The sequence below is a fragment of the Roseburia sp. MSJ-14 genome (genome assembly GCF_018918225.1).
Lineage (GTDB): Bacteria > Bacillota > Clostridia > Lachnospirales > Lachnospiraceae > Petralouisia.
The window spans coordinates 31,371-46,289 of record NZ_JAHLQD010000006.1; the positions used below are offsets into that span (position 1 = coordinate 31,371).

Below are 14,919 nucleotides of genomic sequence, written 5' to 3' on the forward strand. Positions count from 1 at the left end.
AATTCGTCTGCTAGCAGCCGATTTGTCTTTTCCTTTTTTGGCACGGCTCATTGCTATATGTACATTATACCATACTGGTTACGGCTATTCAAACTTTACAATCTCTTTTCTTAGCCGTTTCATGATCTTTTTTTCTAACCTGGAAATATACGATTGGGAAATACCAAGAAGGTCTGCCACTTCTTTCTGTGTCAGCTCTTCTCCGGTGGGATGGTTTAAACCGAATCGCAATTCTACGATTGTTTTCTCCCTCGGTGAAAGTTTTTCTACTGCTCTTTTTAGCAATCCTTTTTCTACCTCGGTTTCAATATCCCGATATATAATATCCTCTTCTGTTCCTAAAATATCGGAAAGCAGTAGCTCATTTCCATCCCAGTCCACATTTAACGGCTCATCAATAGATACTTCCAATCTAGTCTTATTATTTCTCCTAAGATACATTAAAATCTCATTTTCGATACATCTGGACGCATAGGTGGCAAGTTTAATATTTTTCTCCGGATTAAAGGTATTGATTGCCTTTATTAACCCTATGGTTCCAATGGAAATCAAATCTTCCACACCAATTCCTGTATTATCGAATTTTTTAGCTATATAAACCACTAATCGTAAGTTATGCTCAATCAGTCTACTTCGTGCTTCTTGTGCCTCTTCTCCCTGCAACTGACTAATACATTGCGTTTCTTCCGTTGTTTCCAGTGGTGGTGGTAATATCTCTGCCCCACCGATATAATGAATGTCTCCCTTTCTTAAAAGCATCATATTTTGAATATTAGGTATTAATTTCAACTGAAAGTGTTGTGGTATCGCAATTTTTATATACATCTTTTTCCTCCTTTAATGTTCCATACATACTCCGTTTAATATCACGTCATACTTATCACCTTGAAATAATTTTTCTCTTGCAATTCCAAATACCGGATTTTCCAAATAAACCGACACTTCTCCCTGTAATATGTACATTCCTTTTAATGTAACCGTTTCTAGTAATCCATGTTCTTTCCCTAAAGAATGATATGGAATCAAACGAATTAACAACTTTCCTTCTTCTAACTCAGGCTCTAAAAGTCTCTCTTTTATAATATGTACCGGTCGATTTACCAACGGGTCCTTCAAAAGATTTCCTGTATCTATAAATCCTTTTGTCCGTACCTGTCGTTCTTCCAATAAAATCAACACTTCGACCACCGTGTCCTTTTGCCTTTTCCATGTATTTCTTACCTTCTCTGTTACAAGTATGAAAACTACTGCCACCACTACCGTTATCCAATACCCTATACCGCCTCGCCACACACCTCTGCTAAATTCTAAAATTCCTCCCAGAGAAATGACTGACAAATATGTAAACACATACTGCATGAAAAATTCTTTTACATTTCTGCTTCGAAAACATAAAAACACCATCAGAGGATTTATTACCAAATGTACGGTTATCACATAGCAGATATAACTTCGCATAATAAAAAAACAAGCAAGTGCAAATGCTGTTCCTATCACCCCTGACAAAAATATTCTTCCTCTTTTGCAGCTTTGTTTCATCAATTTTGTGCACAACCATAATGCAAGACAATCCATGGAGCAGTTTGTAGCAAACCAAACATCTGCATACAGTTCATATTTCACTAAATGCCCCCTTTCTGCTGGATACCATTATAAAATGCTTCTTCCGATTTTTTTGTCAAACCATTGTCCGATTTTACAGAAATTGATTTACAAACTTATACACGTTTCTACACTCCTTGCAAATATTCTCGATGACTAATTTCCTATTGCATAAAAAAAGCAGCTCTGACACAGATATGTCAAAACTGCTTTTCTTTTACACATATTTCTTATACTTATACATATTTGTATGGTTTTAGCGTATTTCCCCGCGATTTTTTTCTTCTAAGCATTTAATTACATGATATGCAAATTCATTAAAGGGTGTATCTATTCCAATTTCTTTTCCCATACGACTTAATGCCCCTGAAAACATTTCGATTTCTGTTTCCCTTTTTCCATCTAAGTCCTGCAACGTAGAAAAACGACTATCCGGCGAAATCGGTATATTGATTCCTGCTCTATTTGCTGCATCACTAATATCAATTCCCTTTGCTGCTGCAACCTGAACTACTTCTTCTCTCATACGTTCACTGATATATGCCAGATGTTTACTTGTTGTATAGGCACCCACTCCGCAATTTACAATTGCCTGCGGTAAATTTTTACTGATATTCAATGCATATTTGTACCAGATATCCTGTTGAATATTGTCACTTATATGATAATGTATATTGGTTCCTTCAAATAGTTCTTCTATTGCCTGAATACGTTCACTTTTTTCTCCATTCTGCTCTCCAAAATAAAGTCCTTGCGTAACCTCCGGATTATAAGTAATCGCGTTTTCCACTCTCTGAGACGCTATCTTAATCATGGAATATACCAGATGTTCCATGCCTATTTTCTCTCCGATAATGGTTTCACTATCTATTCCATTTAACGGACTTAACACTATGGTATGGGCATCCCTAACACATCCCCATAGAAATTTTTCACCTTTTCTATTTCACTTTTGTCGCACTTGATACATATATGATGTATTCCCTGAATTAACATATTTTTCTCCTTTCCGCGAGGTACACTCCCCTAGCGGAGCGTTTTTATATCATAGGAAAATCATAACTTTTACACTTTAAGGTAACACGATATTTCCTATTGCAGAACAAAGAGTCCGCTCGCTGGACTCTTTCGCGCCCGAGCGGTGTCATTTATGACTAATTTCATCTCCGCGAAGTGCGCTTCCTTAGCGGAGCGTTTTTTATGTAATAGGACGTAATTTCCTATTACATAAAAAAGGTTTGACTCTCTTACAGTCAAACCTTTTATCCTACTATTACTATTTTCTTGTATTCTTCAAGAACTCTGGTATCTTAATATCTCTTTCCGGAATACTGCTTTCTGGCTTCTTCGGTCTCTGTAATCCCATAGAAGATGGTGTTACACCTAACCCGCTTGTACTACTGTGAGTAGTTCCTGAAGTATAAGAACTCAATGGACGAGTAGCTGTTGTTGCCGGTCTCGGAGTTGCATTTGTTGTATATTTCATACTTGGCATAATCTTTGGAGATGCTGCCACTTCCTCTAAACCAGTAGCAATTACAGTGATTGTTGCTTCATCTGTCATTGTCTCATCAAACTTCGCACCAAAGATAATATTTGCATTATCTCCTGCAAGATCCTGTACATAGCTTGCTGCATCATTCGCATCCATAAGAGAAATATCTCCGGAAATATTAATAATAACATGGGATGCACCATTGATAGTTGTCTCTAACAATGGGCTGGCAACTGCAAGTTTTACTGCCTCGATTGCCTTCTCATCACCCTTGGCATTACCAATACCGATATGAGCCATTCCCTTATCCTTCATAACAGTCTGAACATCTGCGAAGTCAAGGTTAATCAATGCAGGTAAGTTAATCAAGTCTGTGATTCCCTGTACTGCCTGCTGTAATACTTCATCTGCTTTCTTCAATGCATCAGGCATTGTAGTGCGTCTGTCTACAATCTCAAGTAATTTATCATTTGGAATTACAATCAACGTATCTACGCTGTCTTTTAATCTTTCAATTCCACCAAGTGCATTTACCATACGGGCCTTTGCTTCAAACTTAAAAGGCTTGGTTACAACACCTACTGTTAATATCCCCATGTCTTTGGCAATTTTAGCAACAACAGGTGCTGCACCTGTTCCTGTTCCACCGCCCATACCGCAGGTAACAAATACCATATCTGCACCTTTGATTGCTGCGTTTAATTCTTCACTACTCTCTTCTGCTGCCTTTTCACCAATCTCAGGCTGTGCACCTGCTCCTAATCCTTTGGTAAGTTTCTCACCAATCTGAATGAGTGTTGGTGCTTTACATAAGGCTAATGCCTGCTTGTCCGTGTTGATACCAATAAACTCAACACCACCAATATTTTCATCAATCATTCTATTTACTGCATTATTTCCAGCTCCCCCGACACCAATCACAATGATCTTAGCACTGGAATCTGCTTCACTTGTCATAATCTCCAGCAAGGTTCTTCCTCCTTTTGTCCTCATTTATCCAATATAAACTCTTATACAATATAGTATAATTTTTTTGCTAATTAATCAATAAAAATTTTAAATTTTACGAAACTTTTTTCTTTTACTGTGCTTTTTCGAAACTTATATCCGTTGTATCTTCCGTCCAGCTTTCCAAATGCAGGGTTCCTGCCTGCCCTTCTAATTGAGGCATAATATAGGATAATCTTAAGATTTTTTCATTTAAATGCTTTGCCTGTCCAAGTAAAACGGTAATATTTCCATAACCCAAAGTATAACTTCCTTCTTTGCTATAATTGATACTTTGTGGTAACAATTCATACTTCTTTAAGCTTTGGGTAAGAGATAATAAGTTCTTTAGTACATTTTTCCCTTTTATAGGCAACTTTTCATATAACACGATTTCATCCACATCCAGGCCGGTAATTCTTGGTACGCCTTCAATCACATCGGATGACATTTCCACAACAATTCCATCTTTATCAAAATATGCATTCTGCCCTAAGGAATCCATGTAAACACATCCTAATAGTCCCTTTTCGTACACTTTAATTGCTAACACATGGGGAGATTTTAATGTCACTTCCATAGTGTCTACAAATGGAATATCTTCCGGTTCCACAAATTTATTTTTAAAATATACATAAAGGCTGTTCCAGGAATATTCATCCTTTAATACCCATTCCTTTATGGTTTCTTCGGAACAGTTTACATTTCCGGTAATCTCTACTTTTTTCACGGTAAATACTTTGATTACCACCAAGGCTCCGATAGCAAGTAATGCTAAAATAATGAAAAAAACTGCCAACCGAATCTTCCATTTTTTCCTTTTTCCTTCTCGTTTCATACCATCACTCCTGTTCCAGTCGTATTCCTCTGGATACACTCAATACCAGTCCGATTTCCGCCAGTAAAAACAATACCGAAGTTCCTCCATAACTGATTAATGGTAATGAAATACCCGTATTTGGAATCGTGTTTGTTACAACGGCAATATTTAAAATAACCTGAATGGCAATGTGCGCCATTACTCCGGTAACTAATAAGGCTCCATACAAGTCCTGTGCATTGTTGGCAATTACCATGAATCGCCAGATTAAAATGCCAAACAACAGTATGACACAGATGGCACCAAACAGTCCTAATTCTTCACAAATAATGGAAAAAATCATGTCATTTTGTGCTTCCGGTACAAACCCAAGTTTTTGCATACTTGCACCCAGTCCTTTTCCAAATAGCCCTCCGGAACCGATTGCATACAATCCTTGAAGTGTCTGGAAACCTTTTTCATACTTTTCCGGATTTAACCAGATTTTCAAACGTTCTGCACGGTAAGATTCCAGCATAATAAATGCTGCACCAAACACAATTACCACTCCTGCCATCACCACGAATTGCATATATTTAGGACTGGATACGAAAACCAGAGCTACGGCAATTCCCAGTATAATAATCGCAGTACTTAAGTTCTCCGAAGCAACGATAATAACCATGGGCATAACCATAATCATAACCTTTACCAGTGAGGAAAATTTTCCCATCTGCTTTGGCATCTCGCTGATAATGGTGGCTAAAAACACAATAATCGCAAGCTTTGCTATCTCAGAAGGCTGAACACTTAATGGTCCTACCTGCAACCATCTTTTGGCACCATTCAGTTCTTTTCCCACAAATAAAACCAAGGTACAAAGTCCAAATGCACCTATGTACGCCAAAAGCCAAAATTTCTTCCAGATGCGGTAATCAATCTTGGAAACTGCAAACATTACCACAAGACCGATTACCGTTGCCTGTAATTGTTTTCGCAAATAGGCGGTTCCATCTCCGAACTTAAGCTGCGCATTATAAGAGCTGGTACTATAAAGCATTACCAGTCCAAAACAGATTAAAAATAAAATAATCACAAGCAAACTATAATCAAAATACCGGATATTCTTTTGTCTTTTGTCTTGACTTTGTTCTCTGCCCATATCAGCACTCCTGACCTTTAATTACTCCGTTAAAGCTCTTGCCATTTTCTTAAACATATCGCCTCTTTGTTCGTAGTTTTTGAACATTCCCCAGCTGGCACATGCAGGAGAAAGTAATACTGCATCTCCACTCTCAGCATTCTTATAGCATACATCTACTGCTTCCTGAAGACTTTCTACAAACACAATATCTTCTTTTGGATAACCAAGCTTTATTGCTGTTTCTGCTATCTTATCTCTGGTAGCTCCTAAAAGAACCAGCTTCTTTACTTTGCCGTCAAATGCTTCTATCCACTCATCATACTCGGAATTTTTATCATATCCTCCACCGATTAACAGTGTTGGCCATTCCATAGCGCGAATTGCCTGAATAGCTGCATCCGGATTGGTTCCCTTAGAGTCATTGTAAAAACGTACACCACGTTTTGTTACTACATATTCTATTCTATGTGCAACTGCAACAAATCGAACTAAAACTTCTTTAATTTTTTCCATTGGTACTCCAAAAGCAAGTGCCATGGCTGTTGCTGCCATAACATTTTCATAGTTATGTCTTCCAATTAATTTTAATTCTTTTACATTGCAAACCACTGTTTCTTTTCCTGCCGAAGCCCAGATAATGTCTTCCCCCTGCAAGAAAATTCCTTCTTCTAATTTGCACTGACTGCTGAAAAATATCACCTTTGCTTTTACTTCTTCCGCAAATTTTCGCAACACTTCGTCTTCATAGTTTAATACACATACCTGATCTTTTCCCTGATTTCTGGTAATGCTTTCTTTTGCCAGAATATAATTTTCCATGGTATGATGACGATTTAAGTGGTCTGGTGTAATATTTAAGATTGCAGAAACCTGTGGACAAAATTCGTGTACGGTTTCTAACTGAAAACTACTGATTTCCGCTACTGTAACGGAATCTTCTGTGGTCTTATCTACCACACTGGTATAAGGGATTCCAATATTTCCCACCACCTGCACATTGTTATAGTAGTTTTTCATAATTTCGCCTAACAACGCTGTTGTTGTTGTTTTTCCATTGGTTCCGGTGATTGCAAGTACTTTTCCTTTTTCAAAAGCATATGCTAATTCAATCTCACCCCAGATTGCAAGTCCTGCATCTCGCATAGTATTCACTACCGGACTGTCAGTAGGTACTCCCGGGCTTAATACCGCAATATCGCAATCTTTGATTTGTTCTGTTGTAAGTGTTCCCAGTACAATGTCTACCTTTTCTAATAGCGGAGATTTTTCTCTGATTTCCTGTTCCTTTAACTCTTCATTTCCATCATATAATACAACATTTAAATTCTTTTTTACCAAAAGCTCTGCTGCTGCAATTCCGCTAATTCCTGTTCCCACAACCAGGAACTTTTTTCCTTCTATCTCCATGTCTTTCCTCCATCTATACCCATTATAACCAACTTCTTATAGTGCAAGCAGCCCTATCAGGCAAAGAAGCGCTGTTACAATAGAAAATACTGCTACTACTCTTGTTTCTGACCAGCCGCCTAATTCAAAATGATGATGAATTGGTGCCATACGGAAAATTCGTTTTCCACCGGTCTTTTTAAAATAAGTCACCTGAATCATAACAGATAACAATTCTACCCAATAAATCAAAGCTACAATCAATATAAAAATCGGCATCTGCATCATATAAGCGGTTGCTGCCACAAAACCACCTAACGCTAAGGAACCTGTATCTCCCATAAATACACTTGCAGGATATACGTTAAAAAGTAAAAATCCAAGTAATGCTCCCACTACTGCGCAGGTAATCGGTTCGATTCCGCTATTTGTTCCAATTGCTACTACGGTAAAAAAGGTTGCAATCAATACCGTTACACTAGATGCCAAACCATCTAAACCGTCTGTAAAATTAGCTCCATTTACGGTACCGATAATTGCAAGGAACATAACAGGAATTGCTACCCAACCCAAATCCAGATAAATGCCATTTTCAAATCCTCCGGTAAAAGGAACTAACATTTTTAAGGATATATCAGAGTATCTTACCATGTAAAAAATAAATACTGCTGTTACTACAATCTGTCCTAACATCTTCTGCCAAGGCAATAGTCCATCCGATCTTCGCAATACCACTTTTAAATAATCATCCAAAAATCCAATAATTCCAAATCCTATTGTTACAAAAAGAATCGGTATAATCTTCGGATAATCTTTCATATAAATCAGACAAGTAATAATAATACCTGCCAGTATCATAAGTCCTCCCATGGTTGGAGTACCTGCTTTTTTCAGATGAGACTTTAACTCTTCTCTCTCTGTCTGACCTACTTTTAATTTTCTTAATACCGGTATTACTACTGGTCCTAATACTGCTGTGATTGCAAATGCAATCAGCACCGGAAAAATTACTTTCTGTGCCATTTTCTTACACCTCTCGCCTTACGATGTTTTATGCTCACCGTATCTTTCTTTTTTATCTTCATATAACTTTTCAATTATAAAACCTTTCCTTATATTATGCAAGTCTATTTGACCATTTACTTGTAACACTTCCGCCATAGCCTGTATTATGACTACTGTGCGCTATCTGACTCTTCCTGCACTACCTCGTCTCGCTCAATTCCAAGATACGGTAAAATATTTGTATAAATATCTTTTACAACCGGAGCTGCAATCATTCCTCCATAATAGGTTCCCTGTGGGTTATTTACAATTACCAATGTCAGCACCTTGGGATTTTCTGCCGGTGCGAACCCCATAAATGCAGAGATATAGCGATGTGCACTTCTGGGTAACGTCTGAGAGGTCGCGGTCTTTCCTCCAATGGAATAACCTTCAATATATGCTCTGTTACCTCCACCTTCGGAAACCACTTTTTCTAACAGTCCTCGCATGGTTTCCGAGGTTTCTTTGCTTACAATCTGCTTTCCGGTATTGTATGTGAATGTTTTCACAATGTTACCCTGGGTATCCTGAATATCCACACCAAAATGCGGTATCACGCGTTCTCCTCCGTTTATAATGGAAGAAACGGTTGTTGCAAGCTGTATAGGCGTTATCTGAAAAGACTGACCAAAGGAAATGGTTGCAAGTTCCACCGGTCCTACATTTTCTTTTTTATGCATAATGGTAACTGCTTCTCCCGGCAAATCGATTCCTGTTTTATTCAGCAGTCCAAACTGCTTAAAGTACTTGTAGAAATTATCCACACCAAGACGCAATCCTACTTCAATAAAAACCGGATTACAGGAGTTCATAATTCCCTGTGTAAATGTCTCTGCTCCATGCCCGCCTGCTTTTGCACATCGTATTCTACGGTCTTCTACCATTTTATATCCGGGGCAGAAAAAGTTATCGTTTACCGTTACAACTCCTTCTTCTAACGCAGATGCTGCTGTAATAACCTTAAAAATAGACCCCGGCTCGTAAGTATCATTAATACACTGATTTCTCCACATTTGATTCAATAAATCCTGGGTGTTTTCTGCATTTTGCACCACAGAAGTTTCCTGGGTTCCTTCACTACTTTCTGCCGCGTCAGAGCTTTCTGTTTCTTCCGGTTGTTCTGGCTTAGGTGTTTCCACCAGAGTAAATGGCTCATTTAAGTTAAATTCCGGAAGATTCACCATTGCCATAATTTCACCGTTCTGGGGATTCATTACAATAACTGCCACACTGTCTGCGGACTTTTGCTCCATTACCCTTTTAGCTGCCTGTTCACAATACATCTGAATATTGTAATCGAGACTTAAGTGGAGGTTATTCCCATCTATGGGTTCCTGTCGGTGTTCTCCGGCATTTTCAATTTCTACACCTCTCGCATCTGTCAGTGTTAGTATTTTTCCACTGGTTCCCTTCAAATACTCTTCGTATTTTACTTCTAATCCGATGATGCCCTGATTGTCTCCTCCGGTAAATCCTAACACTTTAGAGGCTAAGGAATCATAGGGATAATAACGCTTATAGTCCTCATCTACTTTTACGCCGGAAAGTTTGTAGGCTCGAATACGATCTCCGGTTTCTTTGTCCACATTGGACTTTACACGCTCAATGGAACTGACTTTTTCTACGCGTTTTCTCACCTCTGCTTCATCCATTCCCAGTTCTTTTACCAATACCTGAATGATTTCCTCCGGTTCTTCTATCTGGCTATGAATTACAGAAATTGTACAAACCGTACGATTAGTAGCAAGCACTACACCATTAGCATCCAAAATCTTTCCACGGGCTGCCTTGATGTCTCGTTCTCTTTCATGCAAATCCTCTGCTTTTTGCCCATAATATTGGGAACAAAACACCATTAAGTATACCAAACGTCCTGCCAGAATACCGAGCACTAACATAACCATTGTAAATACAAGCAATATTTTTCTACGGTTGTATGTCTTATTCCGAAACATATACGAAAACCTCATAAAAGCAATTACTATAATCTATTACTTCTTTTATGAGGTTATGTACTATTCTAATTAAAAATATTATCTGTATAGTTTTCTTGTGCAGAAGATTGTTCTTCCGGTGTCATTTGTTGCTGCTGTTCCTGACTTTGGGCATTCTCTTGTGCCTGCGGGTCTTCTTCATCCTTGTAAATATTCATATAAGGAAATAGTTCTGTAAAGATGTCTTTTGCCAAATTCGTTGCCAGACTACTTTGTGCCTGATTTTCTACATTCGGCTCATTAATAACGACATATACCAGTACCTGTGGGTTTTCTACCGGTGCAAATCCAATAAAGGAAACCAGATACTTTCCATTTCTACGAGGATATTTTTCTGCTGTACCTGTTTTTCCTCCCATGGAATAACCTTCCACTTTTGCACTCTTTGCAGTTCCTGTGGAAACAGTATTATATAGATAACCCTTTACGGTATCACTGGTCTGTTTTGAAATTGTTTGTTTCATTAAAACCGGTTCAACAGTCTGAACGGTATTTCCATTATCATCTACAATCTTTTTTACCAAATGCGGCTGATAATAATTTCCTCCATTAATAATAGAAGAAAAGCCACTGGCAAGCTGAATCATTGTTACATTAAAGTTCTGACCGAATGAGTAGGTTGCAAGGTCTGCACTTCCCATTTCATCCGCACCTTTTACCAAAGTATCTGTTCTCGCTTCTCCCGGTAAATCAATATTGGTTTTTAAGCCAAAGTTAAATATTTTCTGATATTTACTAAATTCATCTTTTCCAATGGTATCTGCCATCTGCATTAATGCATCGTTACAGGAATTCATGATTGCCTTTTCAATGGTTTCCACACCATGTCCGCCATGTGCATATGCCACACACTTAATCATATGTCCGCCCACTTCCTGATATCCGTCACAGAAATAGGTTTCATCCCCATTTAACTTTCCGGTTTCTAATCCTGTTGCAACGGTAAATGGTTTTGCAGTAGAACCCGGTTCATAAGTATAAGTGGTACAAAAGTTTTGCCAAATTCCATTTAAATTATCCAATGTGGTCTGTTCATCCATAGATGCAATTTGCTCCGGTGTATAATATGCAGACAAATCCCACGGATTGTTTAAGTCATAGCCTGTACTATCTGCCATTGCCAGAATCTCTCCATTTTGAGGATTCATTACGATTACTGCCGTATTCTGACTTCCCGACCCTTCTGTTGCTTCATTTGCATGTGCCGCATTAAAGGCTGCAATTTTCTGTTCTACGATATTTTGAATATTCATATCTATCGTAGTAACCAGACTTTGTCCGTTTACCGGTTCTTTAATCGTTTTTTCAAAATTATTATCCGTGTTCAAATATCCATACTGTCTTCCGTCTATTCCATTTAAAGTATCATTATAATAGTCTTCCAATCCACCAATTCCTACATTTCCGGAAGTTGTAAATCCGAGGACTTTACAAGCTAATGAATTGTATGGATATTGTCTTACATACTCTTTTTCAAACCATACTCCCTGAATATTGGGATTGACTTTATTTCCTTTATTTTTTCCTTCGGTATACACTTCATTTTCCAGTGCTTCAAATCCCTGTATCTGCTCATATGGTAATTTTTTTCGCAATACAAAATAACGACTGTCTGCCTTTTCCGTCAAAGCCGTTCTCAATTCTTCTTCCGTAACATCCGGAAAGCACTGTAACAAAGCTGCTATCGTAGATTCCACATACTTTTCATCTTCGTTAATAAGTTTACAATCCAATATCACATTGTATACATCCACACTGGTAGCCAGTATCGTTCCCTGAGAATCTAAAATATCGCCACGCTGATATGGAATCGTCTGACTGGCATATCCCTGTTGACTCAATACCTTTTTGGCATACTCGTTTCCTTTGCTATATCTAATGTAAAAAAGTCGTACCACCAATGCGATTAATAACAATACTACCAGTAGAAATACTACCAGTAGTTTTTTCTTCATTGCTTTTGTAAATTTTTTGGGTTTTCTATTCTTCTTTGCCAACTAATACACCCTCTTATTTTTCTGGAATGTCTTCATACTGATTCATATAATCTGTTGTCTCAATATTAAAATATACTATCTGATCCTTGCTTGGATATACCATACCCAGTTCATTAATTGCTGTATTTTTAATACTTTCTAAATCAATAGAGGTATTAATTCGCTTTAAGTTTCCGTCGTTTTGTGTTTTTAAATCTGTTACCTGTGCTTCTAATGTAGCAACTGTTTTCATTCTGTTGGAAATATCTGACTGTAACTTCAGATATACAGCGCATACACTTACCATAGCCACCATAGCGATTGTTAAAAATATCACATATCCAGGGCTCATCTGTAATGCCTTTTCCTGATTTCTTCTGGCTGCAATTCTGGCTTTTCGCTGTCTCTCTTCTCGTACACGGTCTTTTTCCTGTTTCCGTTCTAATTCTCTATGTACCTGCTCACCGCGTCTTTGTGGGGCTGCTTCCATTTTCCGAACGGTATTTCCTTCTATATATCCTATATTTCTTCTATTTGCCATCTCTTCCTGATTCATTCTATCTTCACTCCTTATGCATTCCTGCTTATTTTTACTCCTGCTGTGCCTTTTCAAACACTCTCAGTTTTGCACTCTTGGATCTGGAATTGTATACCAACTCCTCTTCCGTTGGTATGATAGGTTTTCTTGTTATTACTTTTCCTAATGATTTCTTTCCACATACGCAAATTGGGAAATCACTGGGACAAGTACATGGATTCTCGCTTTTCTTATAAATACTCTTTACAATACGGTCTTCTAAGGAATGGAATGTGATAATACAAATTCTTCCACCCGGATTCAATAAATCTATCATATCTTCTAAGGAATTTTGCAATACTTCTAATTCTTTATTTAATTCAATTCGAATTGCCTGAAAAGTACGCTTTGCAGGATGTCCTGCGTTCATTCGTATTTTCGCCGGGATTGCTGCCTTTATAATCTCAGTCAATTCACCGGTAGTCTCAATTGGCTTTTTCGCTCTTGCTGCAGCAATGTGTTTCGCAATGTTTTTCGCAAATTTATCTTCACCGAAATCTCGAATAATACGGTACAATTCCATTTCACTATAAGTATTAATCAGTTCTTTCGCTGTAAATTCCTGTCTTCTATCCATTCGCATATCCAGTGGTGCATCCTCCACTCGATAAGTAAATCCACGTTCCGGATCATCCAATTGATAAGAAGAAACACCCAGGTCAAGGACGATTCCATCCACCTTGTATACACCAATATCGGCTAATGCTTCTCTCATATCACAGTAATTACTGCGGATAATCTGAACTTTATCTTCAAATTCCAATAATCGCCGAGTGGCTGCCTTTATCGCATCCTCATCCTGATCAATTCCAATAAATCTTCCCTTTGAGGATAATCGCTTACAGACTTCATATGCATGTCCACCCCCACCCAGGGTTCCATCTACATATATGCCATCCGGTTTTATATTTAAATTTTCTATTGTTTCTTTTAAAAGTACGGACTTATGTTTGAATTCCATGCATATTCCTTTCCGGCGTATCTTGCCTAAATTGTAAGTCCCAGACTTGCCATATGTTCTGCGATTTCTTCCACATCATCATATTCATTGGTTTCTTGCCATCTGTCTTTGCTCCATATTTCTATATGATTTAAAACACCTGCCAAAACCACTTCTTTTTCTAATCCTGCGAATTCACGCAAAACAGCAGGAAGTAATACTCTTCCCTGCTTATCTACTTCACAGGACGATGCTCCTGCAAAGAAGAATCTTGCAAATTTTCTGGCTTCTTTGGAGAACTGTGATACTTCGCGGAACTTATCTTCGATGATTTTCCATTCTTCCTTGGGATACACGAATAAGCATCCATCCAGCCCCTTTGTCACAACAAATTCATCTCCAAGTAATTCTCTGAATTTGGACGGTACTATCAGTCTGCCTTTTGCATCGATTGTGTGATTAAATTCTCCCATGAACATTGAAAATCACCTTCTAACCGCACAGGTGTGATGGATTTCCACTTTTCTTTCCACTTATCCACCACTTTGCACCCTTTTCTACCACTTTCCTCCACTTTTTCTTCCATTCTAGCCCATTATAGGGAAAAAAGCAATAGAAAATAAAAAAAAGTCCCCCAGGAAAGAAATTTTTTTCTTCTTTCCCGAGAGACTTCTCTTAATAATTTATTTTATTTTTTCTCCTTTAATTACATATCATTGTAATTAAATTTCATCTTTTTTTAATTGCATATAATCCGCTATCAATCCATCTAATCGAAGACTAATCTTATAACACTCTTCTCTGTCCAGACCATTCTCAGCAGATATATTCAACTCTTTTCGTACAGTTTCAATTTGCTTTTTCAGCTCTAGCAAAGGTCTCATTGATATCTCCTTTTCTCCCCTTTTGTATTGTATCTTCTTACTGGGAAAAAAGCAAACAAAATGCGTGTTATTTTTACACAAGTTTTCG

Annotated in this window: 14 protein-coding genes; all 14 read right to left on the bottom strand. The window is 37.9% G+C overall.

From position 1 onward, the window contains the following. Positions 1-84: 84 nt before the first annotated feature. Positions 85-825, bottom strand: a complete 741-nt coding sequence (gene sigE / locus KQI83_RS02145; protein ID WP_216554377.1) for an RNA polymerase sporulation sigma factor SigE — start codon at positions 823-825, stop codon at positions 85-87. 12 nt (positions 826-837) lie between these two features. After that, a complete protein-coding gene (locus KQI83_RS02150) occupies positions 838-1,623 on the bottom strand; it encodes a sigma-E processing peptidase SpoIIGA (RefSeq protein ID WP_216554379.1) in 786 nt (261 codons plus the stop codon). A 235-nt stretch (positions 1,624-1,858) separates the two neighbouring features. Next, the gene (locus KQI83_RS02155) at positions 1,859-2,494 is read right to left on the bottom strand and encodes a ketopantoate reductase family protein (protein ID WP_216554381.1); all 636 of its coding nucleotides are present in this window, start codon (positions 2,492-2,494) and stop codon (positions 1,859-1,861) included. A gap of 384 nt (positions 2,495-2,878) precedes the next feature. Beyond that, the gene (gene ftsZ / locus KQI83_RS02160) at positions 2,879-4,066 is read right to left on the bottom strand and encodes a cell division protein FtsZ (protein ID WP_216554383.1); all 1,188 of its coding nucleotides are present in this window, start codon (positions 4,064-4,066) and stop codon (positions 2,879-2,881) included. 112 nt (positions 4,067-4,178) lie between these two features. Beyond that, positions 4,179-4,922 carry a cell division protein FtsQ/DivIB gene (locus KQI83_RS02165; RefSeq protein WP_216554385.1) on the bottom strand — a complete coding sequence of 248 codons (744 nt, stop codon included), beginning with the start codon at positions 4,920-4,922 and terminating at the stop codon, positions 4,179-4,181. Between the two features lie 4 nt (positions 4,923-4,926). Continuing rightward, positions 4,927-6,045, bottom strand: a complete 1,119-nt coding sequence (ftsW, locus tag KQI83_RS02170; RefSeq protein WP_216554387.1) for a putative lipid II flippase FtsW — start codon at positions 6,043-6,045, stop codon at positions 4,927-4,929. 21 nt (positions 6,046-6,066) lie between these two features. Next, a complete protein-coding gene (gene murD, locus KQI83_RS02175; RefSeq protein WP_216554389.1) occupies positions 6,067-7,434 on the bottom strand; it encodes a UDP-N-acetylmuramoyl-L-alanine--D-glutamate ligase in 1,368 nt (455 codons plus the stop codon). Positions 7,435-7,470: 36 nt separating this feature from the next. Then, entirely contained in the window at positions 7,471-8,436 is a 966-nt protein-coding gene (gene mraY, locus KQI83_RS02180) for a phospho-N-acetylmuramoyl-pentapeptide-transferase (protein WP_216554391.1), read from the bottom strand. 152 nt (positions 8,437-8,588) lie between these two features. After that, positions 8,589-10,415 carry a peptidoglycan D,D-transpeptidase FtsI family protein gene (locus tag KQI83_RS02185; protein ID WP_216554392.1) on the bottom strand — a complete coding sequence of 609 codons (1,827 nt, stop codon included), beginning with the start codon at positions 10,413-10,415 and terminating at the stop codon, positions 8,589-8,591. A gap of 65 nt (positions 10,416-10,480) precedes the next feature. Then, positions 10,481-12,451: a peptidoglycan D,D-transpeptidase FtsI family protein gene (locus KQI83_RS02190; RefSeq protein ID WP_216554394.1), complete on the bottom strand. Its 1,971-nt coding sequence runs from the start codon at positions 12,449-12,451 to the stop codon at positions 10,481-10,483. Between the two features lie 13 nt (positions 12,452-12,464). Then, on the bottom strand, positions 12,465-12,986 hold the full coding sequence (locus KQI83_RS02195) for a hypothetical protein (RefSeq protein WP_216554397.1): 522 nt from the start codon (positions 12,984-12,986) through the stop codon (positions 12,465-12,467). 34 nt (positions 12,987-13,020) lie between these two features. Then, on the bottom strand, positions 13,021-13,968 hold the full coding sequence (gene rsmH, locus KQI83_RS02200; protein WP_216554398.1) for a 16S rRNA (cytosine(1402)-N(4))-methyltransferase RsmH: 948 nt from the start codon (positions 13,966-13,968) through the stop codon (positions 13,021-13,023). A gap of 26 nt (positions 13,969-13,994) precedes the next feature. Then, a complete protein-coding gene (gene mraZ, locus KQI83_RS02205; protein WP_216554400.1) occupies positions 13,995-14,426 on the bottom strand; it encodes a division/cell wall cluster transcriptional repressor MraZ in 432 nt (143 codons plus the stop codon). Positions 14,427-14,669: 243 nt separating this feature from the next. Then, positions 14,670-14,831, bottom strand: coding sequence for an aspartyl-phosphate phosphatase Spo0E family protein (locus tag KQI83_RS02210; RefSeq protein ID WP_216554402.1), 162 nt, complete (start codon positions 14,829-14,831; stop codon positions 14,670-14,672). Positions 14,832-14,919: the final 88 nt, after the last annotated feature.

Coding starts and splice junctions, on each gene's coding strand:
- KQI83_RS02210 (WP_216554402.1), bottom strand. CDS start 14,831: ATGAGACCTTTGCTAGAGCTGAAAAAGCAAATTGAAACTGTACGAAAA.
- ftsW (WP_216554387.1), bottom strand. CDS start 6,045: ATGGGCAGAGAACAAAGTCAAGACAAAAGACAAAAGAATATCCGGTAT.
- mraZ (WP_216554400.1), bottom strand. CDS start 14,426: ATGTTCATGGGAGAATTTAATCACACAATCGATGCAAAAGGCAGACTG.
- rsmH (WP_216554398.1), bottom strand. CDS start 13,968: ATGGAATTCAAACATAAGTCCGTACTTTTAAAAGAAACAATAGAAAAT.
- KQI83_RS02185 (WP_216554392.1), bottom strand. CDS start 10,415: ATGTTTCGGAATAAGACATACAACCGTAGAAAAATATTGCTTGTATTT.
- murD (WP_216554389.1), bottom strand. CDS start 7,434: ATGGAGATAGAAGGAAAAAAGTTCCTGGTTGTGGGAACAGGAATTAGC.
- KQI83_RS02165 (WP_216554385.1), bottom strand. CDS start 4,922: ATGAAACGAGAAGGAAAAAGGAAAAAATGGAAGATTCGGTTGGCAGTT.
- mraY (WP_216554391.1), bottom strand. CDS start 8,436: ATGGCACAGAAAGTAATTTTTCCGGTGCTGATTGCATTTGCAATCACA.
- KQI83_RS02195 (WP_216554397.1), bottom strand. CDS start 12,986: ATGAATCAGGAAGAGATGGCAAATAGAAGAAATATAGGATATATAGAA.
- sigE (WP_216554377.1), bottom strand. CDS start 825: ATGTATATAAAAATTGCGATACCACAACACTTTCAGTTGAAATTAATA.